The organism is Bradyrhizobium sp. USDA 327 (genome assembly GCF_041262065.1).
GTDB lineage: Bacteria > Pseudomonadota > Alphaproteobacteria > Rhizobiales > Xanthobacteraceae > Bradyrhizobium > Bradyrhizobium liaoningense.
On the sequence record NZ_JBGCCW010000001.1, the window covers coordinates 5,348,858 to 5,362,382 of the forward strand.

Annotated in this window: 17 protein-coding genes; 13 read left to right on the forward strand and 4 right to left on the reverse strand. The window is 64.6% G+C overall.

The window, feature by feature from the left end; genetic code table 11:
• Window positions 1-98: 98 nt before the first annotated feature.
• A complete protein-coding gene (locus tag ABIA42_RS25195; protein ID WP_370120045.1) occupies window positions 99-881 on the reverse strand; it encodes a helix-turn-helix transcriptional regulator in 783 nt (260 codons plus the stop codon).
• A gap of 157 nt (window positions 882-1,038) precedes the next feature.
• The gene (locus ABIA42_RS25200; protein ID WP_370120042.1) at window positions 1,039-2,244 is read right to left on the reverse strand and encodes an LLM class flavin-dependent oxidoreductase; all 1,206 of its coding nucleotides are present in this window, start codon (window positions 2,242-2,244) and stop codon (window positions 1,039-1,041) included.
• Window positions 2,245-2,502: 258 nt separating this feature from the next.
• Here ABIA42_RS25200 and napE point away from each other — a divergent pair, with 258 nt between their 5' ends.
• The 11 genes from napE to ABIA42_RS25255 all read left to right on the forward strand — a co-directional run bounded on the left by napE (window position 2,503) and on the right by ABIA42_RS25255 (window position 11,609).
• A complete protein-coding gene (gene napE, locus ABIA42_RS25205) occupies window positions 2,503-2,685 on the forward strand; it encodes a periplasmic nitrate reductase, NapE protein (RefSeq protein ID WP_271531154.1) in 183 nt (60 codons plus the stop codon).
• A gap of 26 nt (window positions 2,686-2,711) precedes the next feature.
• Window positions 2,712-3,035, forward strand: a complete 324-nt coding sequence (locus tag ABIA42_RS25210; protein WP_271531155.1) for a chaperone NapD — start codon at window positions 2,712-2,714, stop codon at window positions 3,033-3,035.
• 16 nt (window positions 3,036-3,051) lie between these two features.
• The gene (gene napA, locus ABIA42_RS25215; RefSeq protein WP_370120037.1) at window positions 3,052-5,565 is read left to right on the forward strand and encodes a nitrate reductase catalytic subunit NapA; all 2,514 of its coding nucleotides are present in this window, start codon (window positions 3,052-3,054) and stop codon (window positions 5,563-5,565) included.
• Complete coding sequence (locus ABIA42_RS25220; RefSeq protein ID WP_271531157.1) at window positions 5,562-6,032, forward strand: nitrate reductase cytochrome c-type subunit; 471 nt, start codon at window positions 5,562-5,564, stop codon at window positions 6,030-6,032. Before napA ends, ABIA42_RS25220 begins: the two co-directional genes overlap by 4 nt.
• Window positions 6,029-6,682 carry a NapC/NirT family cytochrome c gene (locus ABIA42_RS25225; RefSeq protein WP_271531158.1) on the forward strand — a complete coding sequence of 218 codons (654 nt, stop codon included), beginning with the start codon at window positions 6,029-6,031 and terminating at the stop codon, window positions 6,680-6,682. The genes ABIA42_RS25220 and ABIA42_RS25225 overlap by 4 nt, the downstream gene beginning before the upstream one ends.
• Before the next feature lie 266 nt (window positions 6,683-6,948).
• Complete coding sequence (locus ABIA42_RS25230) at window positions 6,949-8,064, forward strand: ATP-dependent RecD-like DNA helicase (RefSeq protein WP_319331501.1); 1,116 nt, start codon at window positions 6,949-6,951, stop codon at window positions 8,062-8,064.
• 99 nt (window positions 8,065-8,163) lie between these two features.
• Window positions 8,164-9,522 (forward strand): alpha/beta hydrolase family protein, encoded by a 1,359-nt coding sequence (locus ABIA42_RS25235; protein ID WP_370120032.1) that lies wholly within the window; start codon window positions 8,164-8,166, stop codon window positions 9,520-9,522.
• A 160-nt stretch (window positions 9,523-9,682) separates the two neighbouring features.
• Entirely contained in the window at window positions 9,683-10,387 is a 705-nt protein-coding gene (msrA, locus tag ABIA42_RS25240; RefSeq protein WP_370120029.1) for a peptide-methionine (S)-S-oxide reductase MsrA, read from the forward strand.
• A 28-nt stretch (window positions 10,388-10,415) separates the two neighbouring features.
• Window positions 10,416-10,835 carry a peptide-methionine (R)-S-oxide reductase MsrB gene (msrB, locus tag ABIA42_RS25245; protein ID WP_271531162.1) on the forward strand — a complete coding sequence of 140 codons (420 nt, stop codon included), beginning with the start codon at window positions 10,416-10,418 and terminating at the stop codon, window positions 10,833-10,835.
• A gap of 106 nt (window positions 10,836-10,941) precedes the next feature.
• Window positions 10,942-11,106, forward strand: a complete 165-nt coding sequence (locus ABIA42_RS25250; protein WP_370120026.1) for a DUF3309 family protein — start codon at window positions 10,942-10,944, stop codon at window positions 11,104-11,106.
• A gap of 209 nt (window positions 11,107-11,315) precedes the next feature.
• On the forward strand, window positions 11,316-11,609 hold the full coding sequence (locus ABIA42_RS25255) for a hypothetical protein (RefSeq protein WP_027560969.1): 294 nt from the start codon (window positions 11,316-11,318) through the stop codon (window positions 11,607-11,609).
• Between the two features lie 230 nt (window positions 11,610-11,839).
• On the opposite strand, the gene ABIA42_RS25260 is transcribed toward ABIA42_RS25255, so the two are convergent.
• Window positions 11,840-12,382, reverse strand: a complete 543-nt coding sequence (locus ABIA42_RS25260) for a DUF4112 domain-containing protein (RefSeq protein ID WP_271531163.1) — start codon at window positions 12,380-12,382, stop codon at window positions 11,840-11,842.
• A gap of 58 nt (window positions 12,383-12,440) precedes the next feature.
• A complete protein-coding gene (locus ABIA42_RS25265; protein ID WP_370120022.1) occupies window positions 12,441-12,866 on the reverse strand; it encodes a DUF5413 family protein in 426 nt (141 codons plus the stop codon).
• A gap of 176 nt (window positions 12,867-13,042) precedes the next feature.
• On the opposite strand from ABIA42_RS25265, the gene ABIA42_RS25270 reads away from it, so the two are divergent.
• Both ABIA42_RS25270 and ABIA42_RS25275 read left to right on the forward strand, forming a co-directional pair.
• Window positions 13,043-13,255 carry a hypothetical protein gene (locus ABIA42_RS25270; RefSeq protein WP_370123931.1) on the forward strand — a complete coding sequence of 71 codons (213 nt, stop codon included), beginning with the start codon at window positions 13,043-13,045 and terminating at the stop codon, window positions 13,253-13,255.
• Window positions 13,256-13,291: 36 nt separating this feature from the next.
• The gene (locus ABIA42_RS25275; protein WP_271531166.1) at window positions 13,292-13,522 is read left to right on the forward strand and encodes a hypothetical protein; all 231 of its coding nucleotides are present in this window, start codon (window positions 13,292-13,294) and stop codon (window positions 13,520-13,522) included.
• Window positions 13,523-13,525: the final 3 nt, after the last annotated feature.

The following is a 13,525-nucleotide window of genomic DNA, read 5'->3' on the forward strand; positions in this document are numbered from 1 at the left end:
TTCAATGTCCGCTCTGGGTCAAAATACGACGATCATGGCGGCCAGACTGCATGCTCCGTTTGCTCTCGGAAAGCAGATATCGCGAACCTGGTGTCCCCTCAGTTCGGTCCGTGAGGCCCCGAGAGCAACCGCAGCACGATCGCGAACAATTCGTTCTGCGAGGAGATGCCCAGCCGTTCATAGGCGCGCTTGCGATAGGTCAGTGTCGAATGCAGGCTGATGCCGAGTCCTCTCGAGATCGCTTCGGAGCTGAAGCCAAGCAGGATGCGGTGGCAGACTTCCCGCTCGCGCGGCGTGAGATCGGCGAGCGGCGCGCGGGTGGCGAACAGCGCGGCGAGGGTCTGGTCCGGCGTTGCGCTTCCCTGGAAATGGCGCGCGACGCTCGCAGCGATCGCCGGTGCGATTGCCGCAAGCCGTCGGCACTGTTCGTCGTCGAAGCGGCCTTGCGCGGCGATGCGATAGAAGTTGACGTAGAAGCAGGTGTCGCCGGTCCAGATCGCGGTCGCGCATTTGTCGACGATGCCTGAATCGTTGAAGAAGATCTTGCGATAGCGCGCGCCGTACATGCGCGGGGCGAAGCACGGGAGCATGATCGGCGCATCGCCCTCGGCCTCGAACAGCGCATCGCGGTTCGGATCGGATTCGTGGAACTGGCCGGCATAGGCGGCGCCGAGATCGCCGCCGATCGGGATGTTGCCGGCGTCCAGCAAACAACGGGCCGCGCCCGCGCGCGTCAGCGCAAACACCATGCAATGACCGACCCCGGCCTGCCGGCGCAGCGTGTCGATGAGGATGTTCGGAAAGTCAGCTCGGCCGATGGCGAGCACCGCCGGCGTGACATCGCCGGCCGCAGGATTTGAGACCATCCCTTGGGGCCGCATTGGTTTCCTCCACCGAAGTTCTTTTAGCGGAGGATAGCAGCCGCGGGATTTTGCCGAAAGCCGGAGACGGCGGTTCACGACGCCTCTCGGGTCCCGGCTCTGCGCAGCGTGCAACGATGCGCTGCTGAGCCGGGGGCCATGCGGCCAAGTGCGAGCCCTACCCCGCCGCAGCCTTCGCCGGCGCGACGTTGATGGCGAGCTTGCCGTAGCGATCCGTAAAAGCCTCCGTGTCGATCTCTTCCAGCTCGATCTCGCCGCTCATCACGCCTCGTTTCCATTCGGCCTGTGCCGGATCGTCCTGGAACTCCGGCATCACCTCGCGGCCGAACAGCTCGAGCGATTCGCAGATGTGCTCGTGGCTGTTCTTGCCGGCCTGGTTGAGCAGGATGACCTGGTCGATGTGCGAAGACTGGAACCGCTTCAGCTTCCTGCGGATGGTCTCGGGCGAGCCGATCAGGCCGCCGCGCAAGCTCGCCTCCTGCGCTTCCGGGTTGTCGCGCTTCCACTTGTTGTACTCATCCCACATGTTGACGGTGTAGGGCGCGGGCCGCTGGCGGTTCTGCGCGGCGCCGTAGAAGCGCAGCGCGAACTGGAAGAAGGTGGCGCCGTCGGCGCGCGCACGCGCCTCCTCGTCGGTCTTGGCGCACATGAAGAACGACACCAGCGCCATGTTCGGGTTGATCTCGTAGTCGGCCAGCTTGTGCAGCCGCTTGGTCATCGCGTTGTAATAGGCGTGCACCCAGGCGTGCGCGGCGTCGGCGCTGACGAACTGGAAGCCGAGCGCGCCGAAACCGTGACGGCCGGCCCGCTCGATGGTCGGCAGCTGCGAGCACGCCATCCATAGCGGCGGATGCGGCTTCTGCACCGGCTTCGGCACCACGTTGCGCAGGGGGATGTCGAAATACTTGCCGTGGTGCTCGCTACCGGCATCCTTGAACATCGGGAAGATCGCGGCGACCGCCTCCTCGAACACCTCCTTCTTGGTCTCCATGTCGCGCCCGAACGGAGTGAGCTCGGTGATGGACGCGCTCTCGCCCATGCCGAATTCGCAGCGGCCATTCGAGAGCAGGTCGAGCACCGCGACACGTTCGGCGACACGCGCCGGATGGTTGGTGGTGAGCTGGAGGATGCCGTGGCCGAGCCTGATGTTCTTCGTGCGCTGGCTCGCTGCGGCCAGGAACGATTCCGGCGAGGGCGAGTGCGAATATTCCTCGAGGAAGTGATGCTCGACGACCCAGGCGTGGTCGTAGCCGAGACTGTCGGCGAGCTCCATCTGCGAGAGCGCGTTCTGGTAGAGCCTGAGCTCGTCGCCGGGCACCCAGGGCCGTGGCAGTTGCAGCTCGTAGAAGATGCCGAACTTCATGACGCCTCCCGTTTATTGTTGTTGATCGCATCTTAGTGGGTGAGGCGGCGCTGTCTACGGAGCGGCAATTCCGCCGTGCGGGAGAATGATCCGCACCTGTGCGTGGCAAGGCGCACCGCCGCGACGCAGCGCTGCGACATCCGCGCAAGCCGGCACATTGATCCAGATCAACGCCGCGGCGGCCCGATTGCATCAGAAGTGCAGCAAGGCAACGGCCCGGATGCCGTCCCAATCCCCACATTTCAGATGAGACCGAATATGTCGGCCCCAGACGACGCGTCTTCGCGCGTGCGCCGTAAGCGCATGGAGATTTTCGCCTTCCTGTTCCTGACCGCGGTCGTGATGCCCGTCCTCGCGGTCGGAACCGTCGGCAGCTACGGGCTCGGGGTCTGGATCTACCAGATGTTTGCCGGCCCTCCCGGCCCGCCCTCTCGACATTGATTCCCCTGAAGCGAAAGACAGGCATCATGGCCCAGGCCGCCCCCCACACACTCAACCGCCGTGCCTTGATCACCGGCCGGGTGCTCAGCGCCGATCGCATCATCGCGCCGCCGGGCGCCGAGATCGCCAGCATCCTGGTGCAGGCGCGGCCCGAACGTCTCGCCGAGCTCGAAGCCGAGATCACCGCGCTGCCCGGCTGCGAGATTTACGGCCGCGACGCGCGCGGCAAGCTCGTCGTCGTGACCGAAGCGCCCGATGCCGGCAGCCTCGGCACCCTGCTCAACACCATCCAGTCGCTGCCAAACGTCTATTCCGCAGCCCTCGTCTTCCACGCCATCGAAACCGCCTGAGTCAGGAAGAGCCATCATGACATCGCCCAAGCTCGACCGCCGCCAGATGCTGAAGCTGGAGGCGGCCGCGATCGCGGCCGCTGCCGCTGGCATGCCCGCTCCGGCGCTCGCCGCCAATCTCGTCGCCGAGCGGAACATCAGCGAAATGAAGTGGGACAAGGCCGCGTGCCGCTTCTGCGGCACCGGCTGCTCGGTGATGGTCGCGACCAAGGAGAACCGCGTCGTCGCCACCCATGGCGACACCAAGTCCGAGGTCAATCGCGGCCTCAACTGCGTCAAGGGCTACTTCCTCTCCAAGATCATGTACGGCCACGACCGCCTGATGCAGCCGCTGCTGCGCAAGACGAACGGCAAGTACGACAAGAACGGCGAGTTCACGCCCGTCACCTGGACCGAAGCCTTCGACATCATGGAGCTGAAGTGGAAGGAGGCGATCAAGAAGCGCGGGCCGAACGGCGTCGCCATGTTCGGCTCCGGCCAGTGGACGATCTGGGAAGGCTACGCCGCCTCGAAGCTGTTCAAGGCCGGATTCCGCACCAACAACATCGACCCCAATGCGCGGCACTGCATGGCCTCGGCCGTCGCCGGCATGATGCGGACCTTCGGCATCGACGAGCCCCCGGGCTGCTACGATGACATCGAGGCCACCGACGCCTTCGTGCTGTGGGGCTCCAACATGGCGGAGATGCATCCGATCCTGTGGACGCGCCTGGCCGACCGCCGGCTCTCCGCGCCGCATGTTCGCGTCGCCGTGCTCTCGACCTTCGAGCATCGCTCGTTCGACCTCGCCGACATCGGCATGGTGTTCAAGCCGCAGACCGATCTCTACATCCTCAACGCCATCGCCAACCACATCATCAAGACCGGCCGCGTCAACAAGGACTTCGTCGCCGCGCATACCGTGTTCAAGCGCGGCCAGACCGACATCGGTTACGGCCTGCGGCCCGAGCATCCGCTGCAGAAGAAGGCGACGGGCGCGGCGAAGCCCAACGACGCCACCGACATGAGCTATGACGAGTTCGTCAAGTTCGTCTCCGAGTACACGCTGGAGAAGGCCGCCGAAATGTCGGGCGTGCCGCTCAACCGTCTCGAAGCTCTCGCCGAGCTCTACGCCGATCCAAAGACGAAAGTGGTCTCGTTCTGGACCATGGGCTTCAACCAGCACACCCGCGGCGTCTGGTGCAACAACCTCGTCTACAACATCCATCTTCTGACCGGGAAGATCTCCTCGCCCGGCAACAGTCCGTTCTCGCTGACCGGCCAGCCCTCGGCCTGCGGCACCGCGCGCGAGGTCGGCACCTTCTCGCACCGCCTGCCCGCCGACATGGTCGTCACCAACAAGGCGCATCGCGATCACGCCGAGCACATCTGGCGGCTGCCCGAAGGCACCATTCCCGACAAACCAGGCGCACATGCCGTGCTGCAAAGCCGGATGCTGAAGGACGGCCTGATCAACGCCTATTGGGTGCAGGTCAACAACAACCTTCAGGCCGGCCCCAACATCAACGAGGAAACCTATCCGGGCTTCCGCAACCCCGACAATTTCATCGTGGTCTCGGACGCCTATCCCTCGGTGACCGCGCTTGCCGCCGATCTGATCCTGCCCACCGCGATGTGGGTGGAGAAGGAAGGCGCCTATGGCAACGCCGAGCGGCGCACCCAGTTCTGGCATCAGCTCGTCTCCGCGCCCGGCGAATCGAAATCCGACCTCTGGCAGCTCATGGAGTTCTCCAAGCGCTTCAAGATCGAGGAAGTCTGGCCCGAGGAGCTGATCGCCAAGAAGCCCGACGTCCGCGGCAAGACGCTGTTCGACGTGCTCTACAGGAACGGCCAGGTCGACAAATTCCCGGTCACCGACATCGAGCCGGGCTATCTCAACGACGAATCCAAGGCGTTCGGCTTCTACGTGCACAAGGGCCTGTTCGAGGAATACGCCCAGTTCGGCCGCGGCCATGGCCACGACCTCGCGCCGTTCGACACCTATCACCGCGAGCGCGGCCTGCGCTGGCCTGTCGTCAACGGCCAGGAAACCAGATGGCGTTTCCGCGAGGGCAGCGACCCCTACGTCAAGCAGGGCACCGACGTGCAGTTCTACGGCCATCCCGACGGCAAGGCGCGCATCTTCGCGCTGCCTTACGAACCGCCGGCGGAATCGCCCGACAACGAATATCCCTACTGGCTCTCGACCGGCCGCGTGCTGGAGCACTGGCATTCCGGCACCATGACGCGCCGCGTGCCCGAGCTCTACAAGGCGTTCCCCGAGGCCGTCTGCTTCATGCATCCGGACGATGCCCAGGAAGCCAAGCTCCGCCGTGGGGATGAAGTGAAGGTGGTCTCGCGCCGCGGCTTCATCCGCGCCCGCGTCGAGACTCGCGGTCGCGACCGGCCGCCGCGCGGTCTGGTGTTCGTGCCGTGGTTCGACGAATCCAAGCTGATCAACAAGGTGACGCTGGACGCCACCGATCCGATCTCGCTGCAAACCGATTTCAAGAAATGCGCCGTGCGCATCGAGCGGGTGAACATGTCATGATGAAACGATCCGCAATCGCCCTGCTCGCCTTCGCGATCGCAGCCAGCGCGAGCTCGCTCACCGCGCAGACGGTGACGTCAGGCCTGCGCGGCCCGACCCCGCTCAACGACGAGGGCCCGGCGCCGCCGATGCTGCCGAACCGCAACACCTCCGAGAAGGAGGTGCGCAACTATCCGGAGCAGCCGCCTGTCATCCCGCACAGTATCGACGGCTACCAGGTCGATCTCAACGGCAACAAATGCCTGTCCTGCCATGCGCGGGCGCGCACCGCTGAATCGCAGGCGCCGATGGTGTCCATCACGCATTTCATGGACCGCGACGGCCAGTTCCTGGGCTCGGTCTCGCCGCGACGCTTCTTCTGCACGGAATGCCACGTGCCGCAGAACACCGCCAATCCGCCGGTCAGCAACGATTTCATCGACATCGACACGCTGCTGTCGCGCGCAAGCCCGGGTGGCCGCCGATGACGACGACCGCTGACGAGCCTGATGCCGGGATGAAGGCCAAGCGCGGCTTCCTCGCGCGAAGCTGGGCCTTTGCGCTGGAGCTCTGGCGGGTGCTGACACGACCGAGCTCGGTGTTCGCCCTCGGCACCCTGGTGCTCGCCGGCTTCGTTGCCGGCGTGATCTTCTGGGGCGGCTTCAACACCGCGCTGGAATTGACCAACACCGAGAAGTTCTGCACCAGCTGTCATGAGATGAAGGACAACGTCTACGCCGAGCTGAAGTCGACCATCCACTTCTCCAACCGCTCCGGCGTGCGCGCGACCTGTCCGGACTGCCACGTGCCGCACAACTGGACCGACAAGATCGCGCGCAAGATGCAGGCCTCCAAGGAGGTCTGGGGCAAGATCTTCGGCACGATCGACACGAGGGAGAAATTTCAGGATCACCGCCTCGAATTGGCGGCGCACGAGTGGGCGCGCTTCAAGGCCAACGATTCGCTGGAATGCCGCAACTGCCACAGCGCCGATTCCATGGACATCACCAAGCAGTCGCCGCGGGCCTCGGTGGCGCATCAGCGCTTCCTGTTCACCAAGGAAAAGACCTGCATCGACTGCCACAAGGGCATCGCCCACCAATTGCCCGACATGCGCGGCGTTCCCGGCTGGCAGTAGCCTCAGCTCTCACGGCGTCATGGCCGGGCATAGCCGTCCGAAGGACGGCGTCGCTTCCGCTCGCCTATGTCCCGGCCACCCACGCCTAACCACACGGCACAAGGAACGTGGATGCCCGGGACAAATCCGGGCATGACGACCTCTTGCAAGGCTCACATGCGGGTGCCCCACCGGCAATTGCGGGGCGACCGCGCTTGAACCGGCGGGGCGAATGGTTAGTTTGGGGGACGGCGAATCGCCTCTTTTCGCCACTCCTCAAGACAGACATGGCCACTTTCACCCCGCATCAGGATGCCGCGCTCAAGGCCGTCGGCGACTGGCTCAAGGCCAAGCCGGGCCGCAACGGCACGCCGCCGGTGTTCCGCCTGTTCGGCTTTGCCGGCACCGGCAAGACGACGCTGGCGCGGCACATCGCCGACGGCGTCGATGGCGAGGTGAAGTTCGCCGCCTTCACCGGCAAGGCCGCTCTGGTCATGCGCAACAAGGGCTGCGACGACGCCTCGACCATCCATTCGCTGATCTACCGCGCCCGCGAATCCGGCGAGGAGCAGCCGAGCTTCGAATTATGGGACGACGCGCCGGCGTCGAAGGCGAAGCTGATCGTGATCGACGAATGCTCGATGGTCGACGCCGAACTCGGGCGCGACCTGATGTCGTTCGACTGTCCCCTCCTCGTGCTGGGCGATCCCGCGCAGCTGCCGCCGATCCAGGGCGGCGGCTTCTTCACCAATTCCGAGCCGGACGCGATGCTGACCGAGGTGCACCGTCAGGCCCAGGACGATCCGATCGTGCGGATGTCGATGGACGTCCGCGAGGGCCGCGAGCTCGACATCGGCCGCTACGGCGAGAGCGAGGTGGTGTCGCGGAAGGAGCTCGACCCCGATCGCGTCATGGGCGCCGACCAGGTCCTGGTCGGGCGCAACAACACCCGCCGCGCCTACAACATGCGGGTGCGCCAGCGCCAGAACATCGAGGACGCCTTTCCCGTCGCCGGCGACAAGCTGGTGTGCCTGCGCAACAACCGCAAGAAGGGCCTGTTCAACGGCGGCCTGTGGCGCGTGAAGTCGCGCAACACCTCGCGCTCGAAATCGCGCATTCTCAGCATGCGGCTGTCGCCGGACGAGGATTTCGGCCACAAGGTGACGAAGGTCTCGGTGCGCGCCGACTGCTTCGAGGGCGGCATCGAGCAGATCGCTTGGGAGCAGCGCAAGCCCTATGACGAGTTCGACTACGGCTACGTGCTGACCGTGCACAAGTCGCAGGGCTCGCAATGGGACGATGTCGTGCTGTTCGACGAGAGCTTTGCGTTTCAGGAGTCCCGGGCGCGGTGGCTCTATACCGGCATCACGCGGGCGGCGAAGCGGCTGAGCGTGGTGGTGTAGAACTCGCCAATCTCCGGGTGAGCGGCTTCACCGAGATGCATTCACTGCCCGCTAGGCTTTGCGATGTATCCGTACGAAAACCGCATTGGAGTGGAGCGAATGACGGCGCGCGCAACAAAGCCTGAGCATCCCGAAACCGATCTCGATAGTCTCGCTGCGAGCCGTCGGGACTTCCTGAAATCGGCGAGCGCGGCAGCCGGTTCGCTCGCGCTGTCGATCACGGCTCCGGGGATTGCCCTTGCGGCGCCCGGCGGATCGGTGCGAATCTCGAAGGAGAGGCTCAATACGCTGGCGGCAAAATTCTATGCCGTCTTCAACGAAGGCAATATTCTGCCGGCGAGCTTTGCAGACAAATATGCGGCGCGCCATGACGTGGAGCTGAGGCGCATCGTCACCTTCACGCGCATCCCGGAGACGGGAGAACGCGTCAAGGTCAGCGGCCTGCTTGCCGTCCCGGCGGGCGCGCGCGGCGCTGTTCCGGTCTTGTCATGGCAGCACGGCACGATCCTGTCGTTCGACCAGGTCCCCTCGAACCTGCTGCGGCTGGAGGACGGGACATACGAGCTGCGCGACAATGTCGATTCGATCGAGACCTTGTTCAATGTGCAGCGCTTCGCCGGCAACGGCTATGCCGTCGTCGCGGCCGACTATGTCGGCAAGGGCCCCTATCGCAACGGCCGGAGCGAAGCCTATGCCGTGAAGGGCGCGACCGTGCAATGCTGCCTCGACATCCTGAAGGCGGGGCTGCTCGAGCTGCCGACACTGGGCCTGCGCCAGTCCTCCCTGTTCCTGAACGGTTGGTCGCAGGGCGCGCTGAACACGCAGTGGCTGAAACAGGAGATGCAGCGCCGCGGCATCAAGGTGCGGGCGGCGGCGACACAGAGCCCGTTCAACAATCTCGCCGAGAGCTTCCACTACTGGGCGAACCCCGCGGCTTTTATTCCGGCCTCTGAAAGCTCGTATCCGACGCCGCCGGCCTGGATCACGCCCTGCATGATCGTCCTGCTCGGAAGTTACCGGCGCTATTACGGGCTGAACGGCTTGTTCAAGACGGCGATCAAGTCGCAATATCAGGCGTTCGCGGAGAAGTACTGGTCCGATTACAGCCTCGAGGGCGAGATCGCGAAGAGCATTCCTCCCGCCGGCGATTTCCTCGTCGATGGCTTCTTCGATCGCTTCACCAGCGATACGAACAGCGCCCTCCAGCGCCGCCTCGGCGCCAACAGCTCGACCTTCTGGGATTATGATTCCCCGACCAGATTCTATTACGGGCTGGCCGACGAGGCTTTGCATCCACGCCTGGTGCGGCCCGCAATAGCCGCCGGCGGACATTTCGCGGAGGGCGTTGCGGTCAAGGGCGCAAGCCATCGCGGCACGTTCCTGTCGAGCCTCTATGGCGAGGCGAACGTCCTGAACGGACGGTCGACGGCGTTCGACTGGTTCAATTCGCTGGCGTGAGCGGGACGGTGCGCCGGCCGCCGGCGTCCTCACGGACTCGTGTCTGGCCGCCTGTAACAGCGGGGCGGAGCAGTCGTATCTTTGGCAGCGACAATGCCGGCGAGGCTATTCGCCCGCGCCGGCCCGCCTTAGACTGCCCACCCTTGCCAGAGGATCCGCCATGCGCCGACCTGCCCTCGCCTTCCTGCTCGCCGCAACCACCGCCCTGACGCTGGCCCTTACCGTGCCGTCACGCGCCGCGGAGGAGGCGGTCGTGATCCCCGCTCCCGCATTGGACGCGGCGCCCGCGAGCGGCATCCAGACCGCCGTAGTCGCCGGCGGCTGCTTCTGGGGCGTGCAAGGCGTCTTCCAGCACACCGCGGGCGTCGTCAACGCGGTCTCCGGCTATGCCGGCGGCACCAAGGCGACCGCCGACTACCAGACCGTCTCGAGCGGCCGTACCGGCCACGCGGAGTCGGTCGAGATCAAGTACGACCCGAAGAAGATCTCCTACGGAAAGATCCTCCAGATCTACTTCTCGGTGGTGCACGACCCAACCCAGCTCAATCGCCAGGGCCCCGACGTCGGCCCGCAATATCGCTCGGCGATCTTCACCACCTCGGACGAGCAGAAGAAGGTGGCGGAGGCCTATATCGCCCAGCTCAACGCGGCCCGCGTCTTCAACAAGCCGATCGTGACCAAGATCGGCGCGCTGGAGGCGTTCTATCCGGCGGAGGCCTATCACCAGGACTATCTGACGCTGCACCCGAACCAGCCCTACATCGCCTATAACGACATTCCGAAGGTCGAGAACCTGAAAAAGCTGTTCGCGGATAACTACATTGAGAAGCCGACGCTGGTGAATGCCAGCAAGGCCACCAACTGATCGAGATCACGAAAGAAACGGGAGACCCATGCCCGACACCAAAACGAAGATCACGGCCGACAAGGTCATCAAGAGCGAAGAGCAGTGGCGGCGCGAACTCACGCCGATGCAGTACGCCGTGCTGCGCGAGAAGGCGACCGAGCGTCCCTTCTCAGGCGAATATGAGCACGACGAGCGCGCCGGCACCTATGTCTGCGCCGGCTGCGGCAATGTGCTGTTCTCTTCCGACGCCAAGTTCGATTCCGGCTGCGGCTGGCCGAGCTTCACCCAGCCCACGGTCGAGAGCCATATCGACGAGGAGCGGGATACGAGTCACGGCATGATCCGCACCGAGGTGCTCTGCGCCAAATGCAGCGGTCATCTCGGCCATGTCTTCCCCGACGGCCCCGGGCCGACCGGTCTGCGCTACTGCATCAACTCGGCAGCGCTGAAGCTCGAGCCCAAATAAGCTTGCGCGCTGTCGGGTTCCCCGGTGGAACCCGGCGGTGTGATGTGCTTTTCTCCCTTGGCGGTGCGGCCGATCACCGCATTCGGCGGCCGCCAGGGAGGATGCCATGACGCTTGGGACCATCCTGATCATCCTGGTGATCATCTACCTGCTCGGCGGCCTGTCCGGCCGGTTCGGCGGCTACGGCTATGGCCTGGGCCATTCCGGCATGGGCATCGGCGGGGTCGTGCTGGTGGTGCTGATCGTGCTGCTGCTTCTTGACAAAGTGTGAACCAATTAAGCCATTGAAATAATTCGATTTATTTCGATCGCGGAGCTGCCATGCGCGGATTCATCATCTCGCGTCGCAGGGGTCGCATTTCTGTCAAATCGGCCTATATTAGAGGACGAGAATGACATGCGGCGGGCCCGCTTGGCGGCTCCTGCCCCTCCCAACCCCACGCGCTTAAAGCCCCAGAGAAGATCACGAGGTCTTTGACCATGCGTCCACTGCGTCCGTTCAACTTCAACACCTCCGCCGAACTCTTTCCCGCCGCGATCCGCAAGAAGAAGCGCGCAGGCTTCACCTATCGCCGGTTCGGCACCGCGGCCGAAGCCGTGCAGTTCGCGATGGAGCAGTTGCCGACGGATTCGCTGAACGGCGCCTATCTCCAGGTCGAGGAAGCCCGCTTCGACCAGAACGGCATCCGCTCGCTGTACGAGAGCGAAGCCTTCCCGCTGCCCCGTCGGCCCAAGCCCGCGCCGGCCGCGGAGACCGACGCCGACGCGGCGTAAGCTTTTCGCAAGCCTCCGATGTGCGCAGAAAGCGCGATGGCCGAAAGGTCGTCGCGCTTTTTGCGTTTGGGGCTTTCATGCTTCCACAGCGTGATGGCCGGGCTTGTCCCGGCTATCCACGCCTCGCGCCGCGGCACAAAGAACGTGGATGCCCGGGACAAGCCAGGACAAGCTCGGGCATGACATGACGACCGTTCGAGCATATGCATCAATTGCGGAGAGGAGCGATCCTACATCCGCGGCTGCTTCTCCAGCCAGCGGCGGAGCAGGCGCACGTTGCGCATGTTGGCACGGAACATCACGTCGAAGGCGTCGCCCGCGAACGGCACCAGGCCGACCACGCCGTCGAGCGCGACATTGCCGAGCATGCGCCCGGTGATGTACCAGGGCGCGCCCAGCGCGCGGGCCTCGCGCACCAGCCACAGCGAGATCGCGGTCGTGATGATGTCGCCGACGACGGGGATCAGGCCGATCAGCCCGTCGATGCCGTAGCGGATGTTGGTGCCGGGCAGGATGAAGGCGACGTCAAGCAGCTTCGCGATCGCCTCGATACGCGCGATCCGCTGCTCGCGCGTCAGATTGCCGAACGGACTCGCTTGCCCGAACTCGAAGCGAAACTCGCGAAATCCCTGCTCCAGGCTTTCCGGCCTGATCTCGTGGCCTTCCTGGTCGATGATCGGCCCGCGCGCCTGCTTGCCGGAAAAGGGCGCACGCGAGCTGCTCCCCGTACGGGATCTGCGAGGAACAAGGATGTCGTCGTCGGACATGGTCATGGTCTCTGGACAACGCGCCGCGGCGGCGGAGGTTGCTGCCGCGATCGAATGCCGCGCGTCAGGTCGGCGCCGCCGCTGCTTGCGGCTCCTCGACATAGCGATGCACGAGCCAGGATGAAATCGCCGCCGGCACGAATCCGACGAGGCCATACAGGATGAACTGCACCGCGCCCGAATCCGGCCCGCGCGAGCTGTAGGTGAGCGACGCCAGGACGAAGGCGAACATGCCGACCAGGAGCATCCGCAAGCCCGGACCGATCCGGCGGATATGGATCAGGATGTCGTCGACTGCGCCGATCATCAGCGCGGGCAGGAAGCCGAACAGATAGCTGTATTGCAGGGTCTTGAAGAACACCGCGAACAGCTTGCCGACCTCGCCGAGGCTGGTCTGGGTCCAATAGCCGGACTGGTAGGTCGTCGTCAGCAGCAGCAGGAACCCGCCCACGAAGGGGCCGACCAGCGCAAACACCAGATAGCGTTTCATCAAACACCCTCATCCTTCGCCAGTATTATAGCAGCGCAGCGGGAACCTTGAACAGCGGGGAGCCGGGCTCCACGCGAGGGGAACAAGTGGCAAGGCGACGAGTTCATGCTGGACCTGAACTCAACCCTGGCAGATTGGAGCCGCCAATGTCCCCTCAACTCGTTCTGGCGACAATCATGCTGGCAACCCTGGGCGGCCTCTCGAGTGTCCCCGCTTTCGCCCAAGGCCAGATGGGCACGCCGCAGGAGCAGAAGGCCTGCTCAAGGGACGCATCGCGCTTCTGCCGCAAGGAGCTCGGCAACGACATGGCCGTGCAGGGCTGTCTGCAGGCCAACCGCGCCAAGCTGTCGCGCGCTTGCAGCAAGGTGTTTCAGAGCCACGGCATGTGAGAATCGGAACCATCCCCGCGAACGGAGAGTGATGCCATGTTGCGCGACGAACAACTCTCGATCCTGCGGGACATCAGCCAATCCGTTGCGTTTGCCGACGAGCGGCAGGGTAAGGTCGGGCAATTGATCGCCGACGGCTACGTGATGAAGGACGGCGATCTGTTCGAGCTCACGGCCAAGGGCGTCACCGCCGTCGAGGAACACGCTGCCGCTCTCGGCGCGAGCGATGCGGAACAAGCGAGCGCATCCTCCGATCGGCTGATCTGAGCG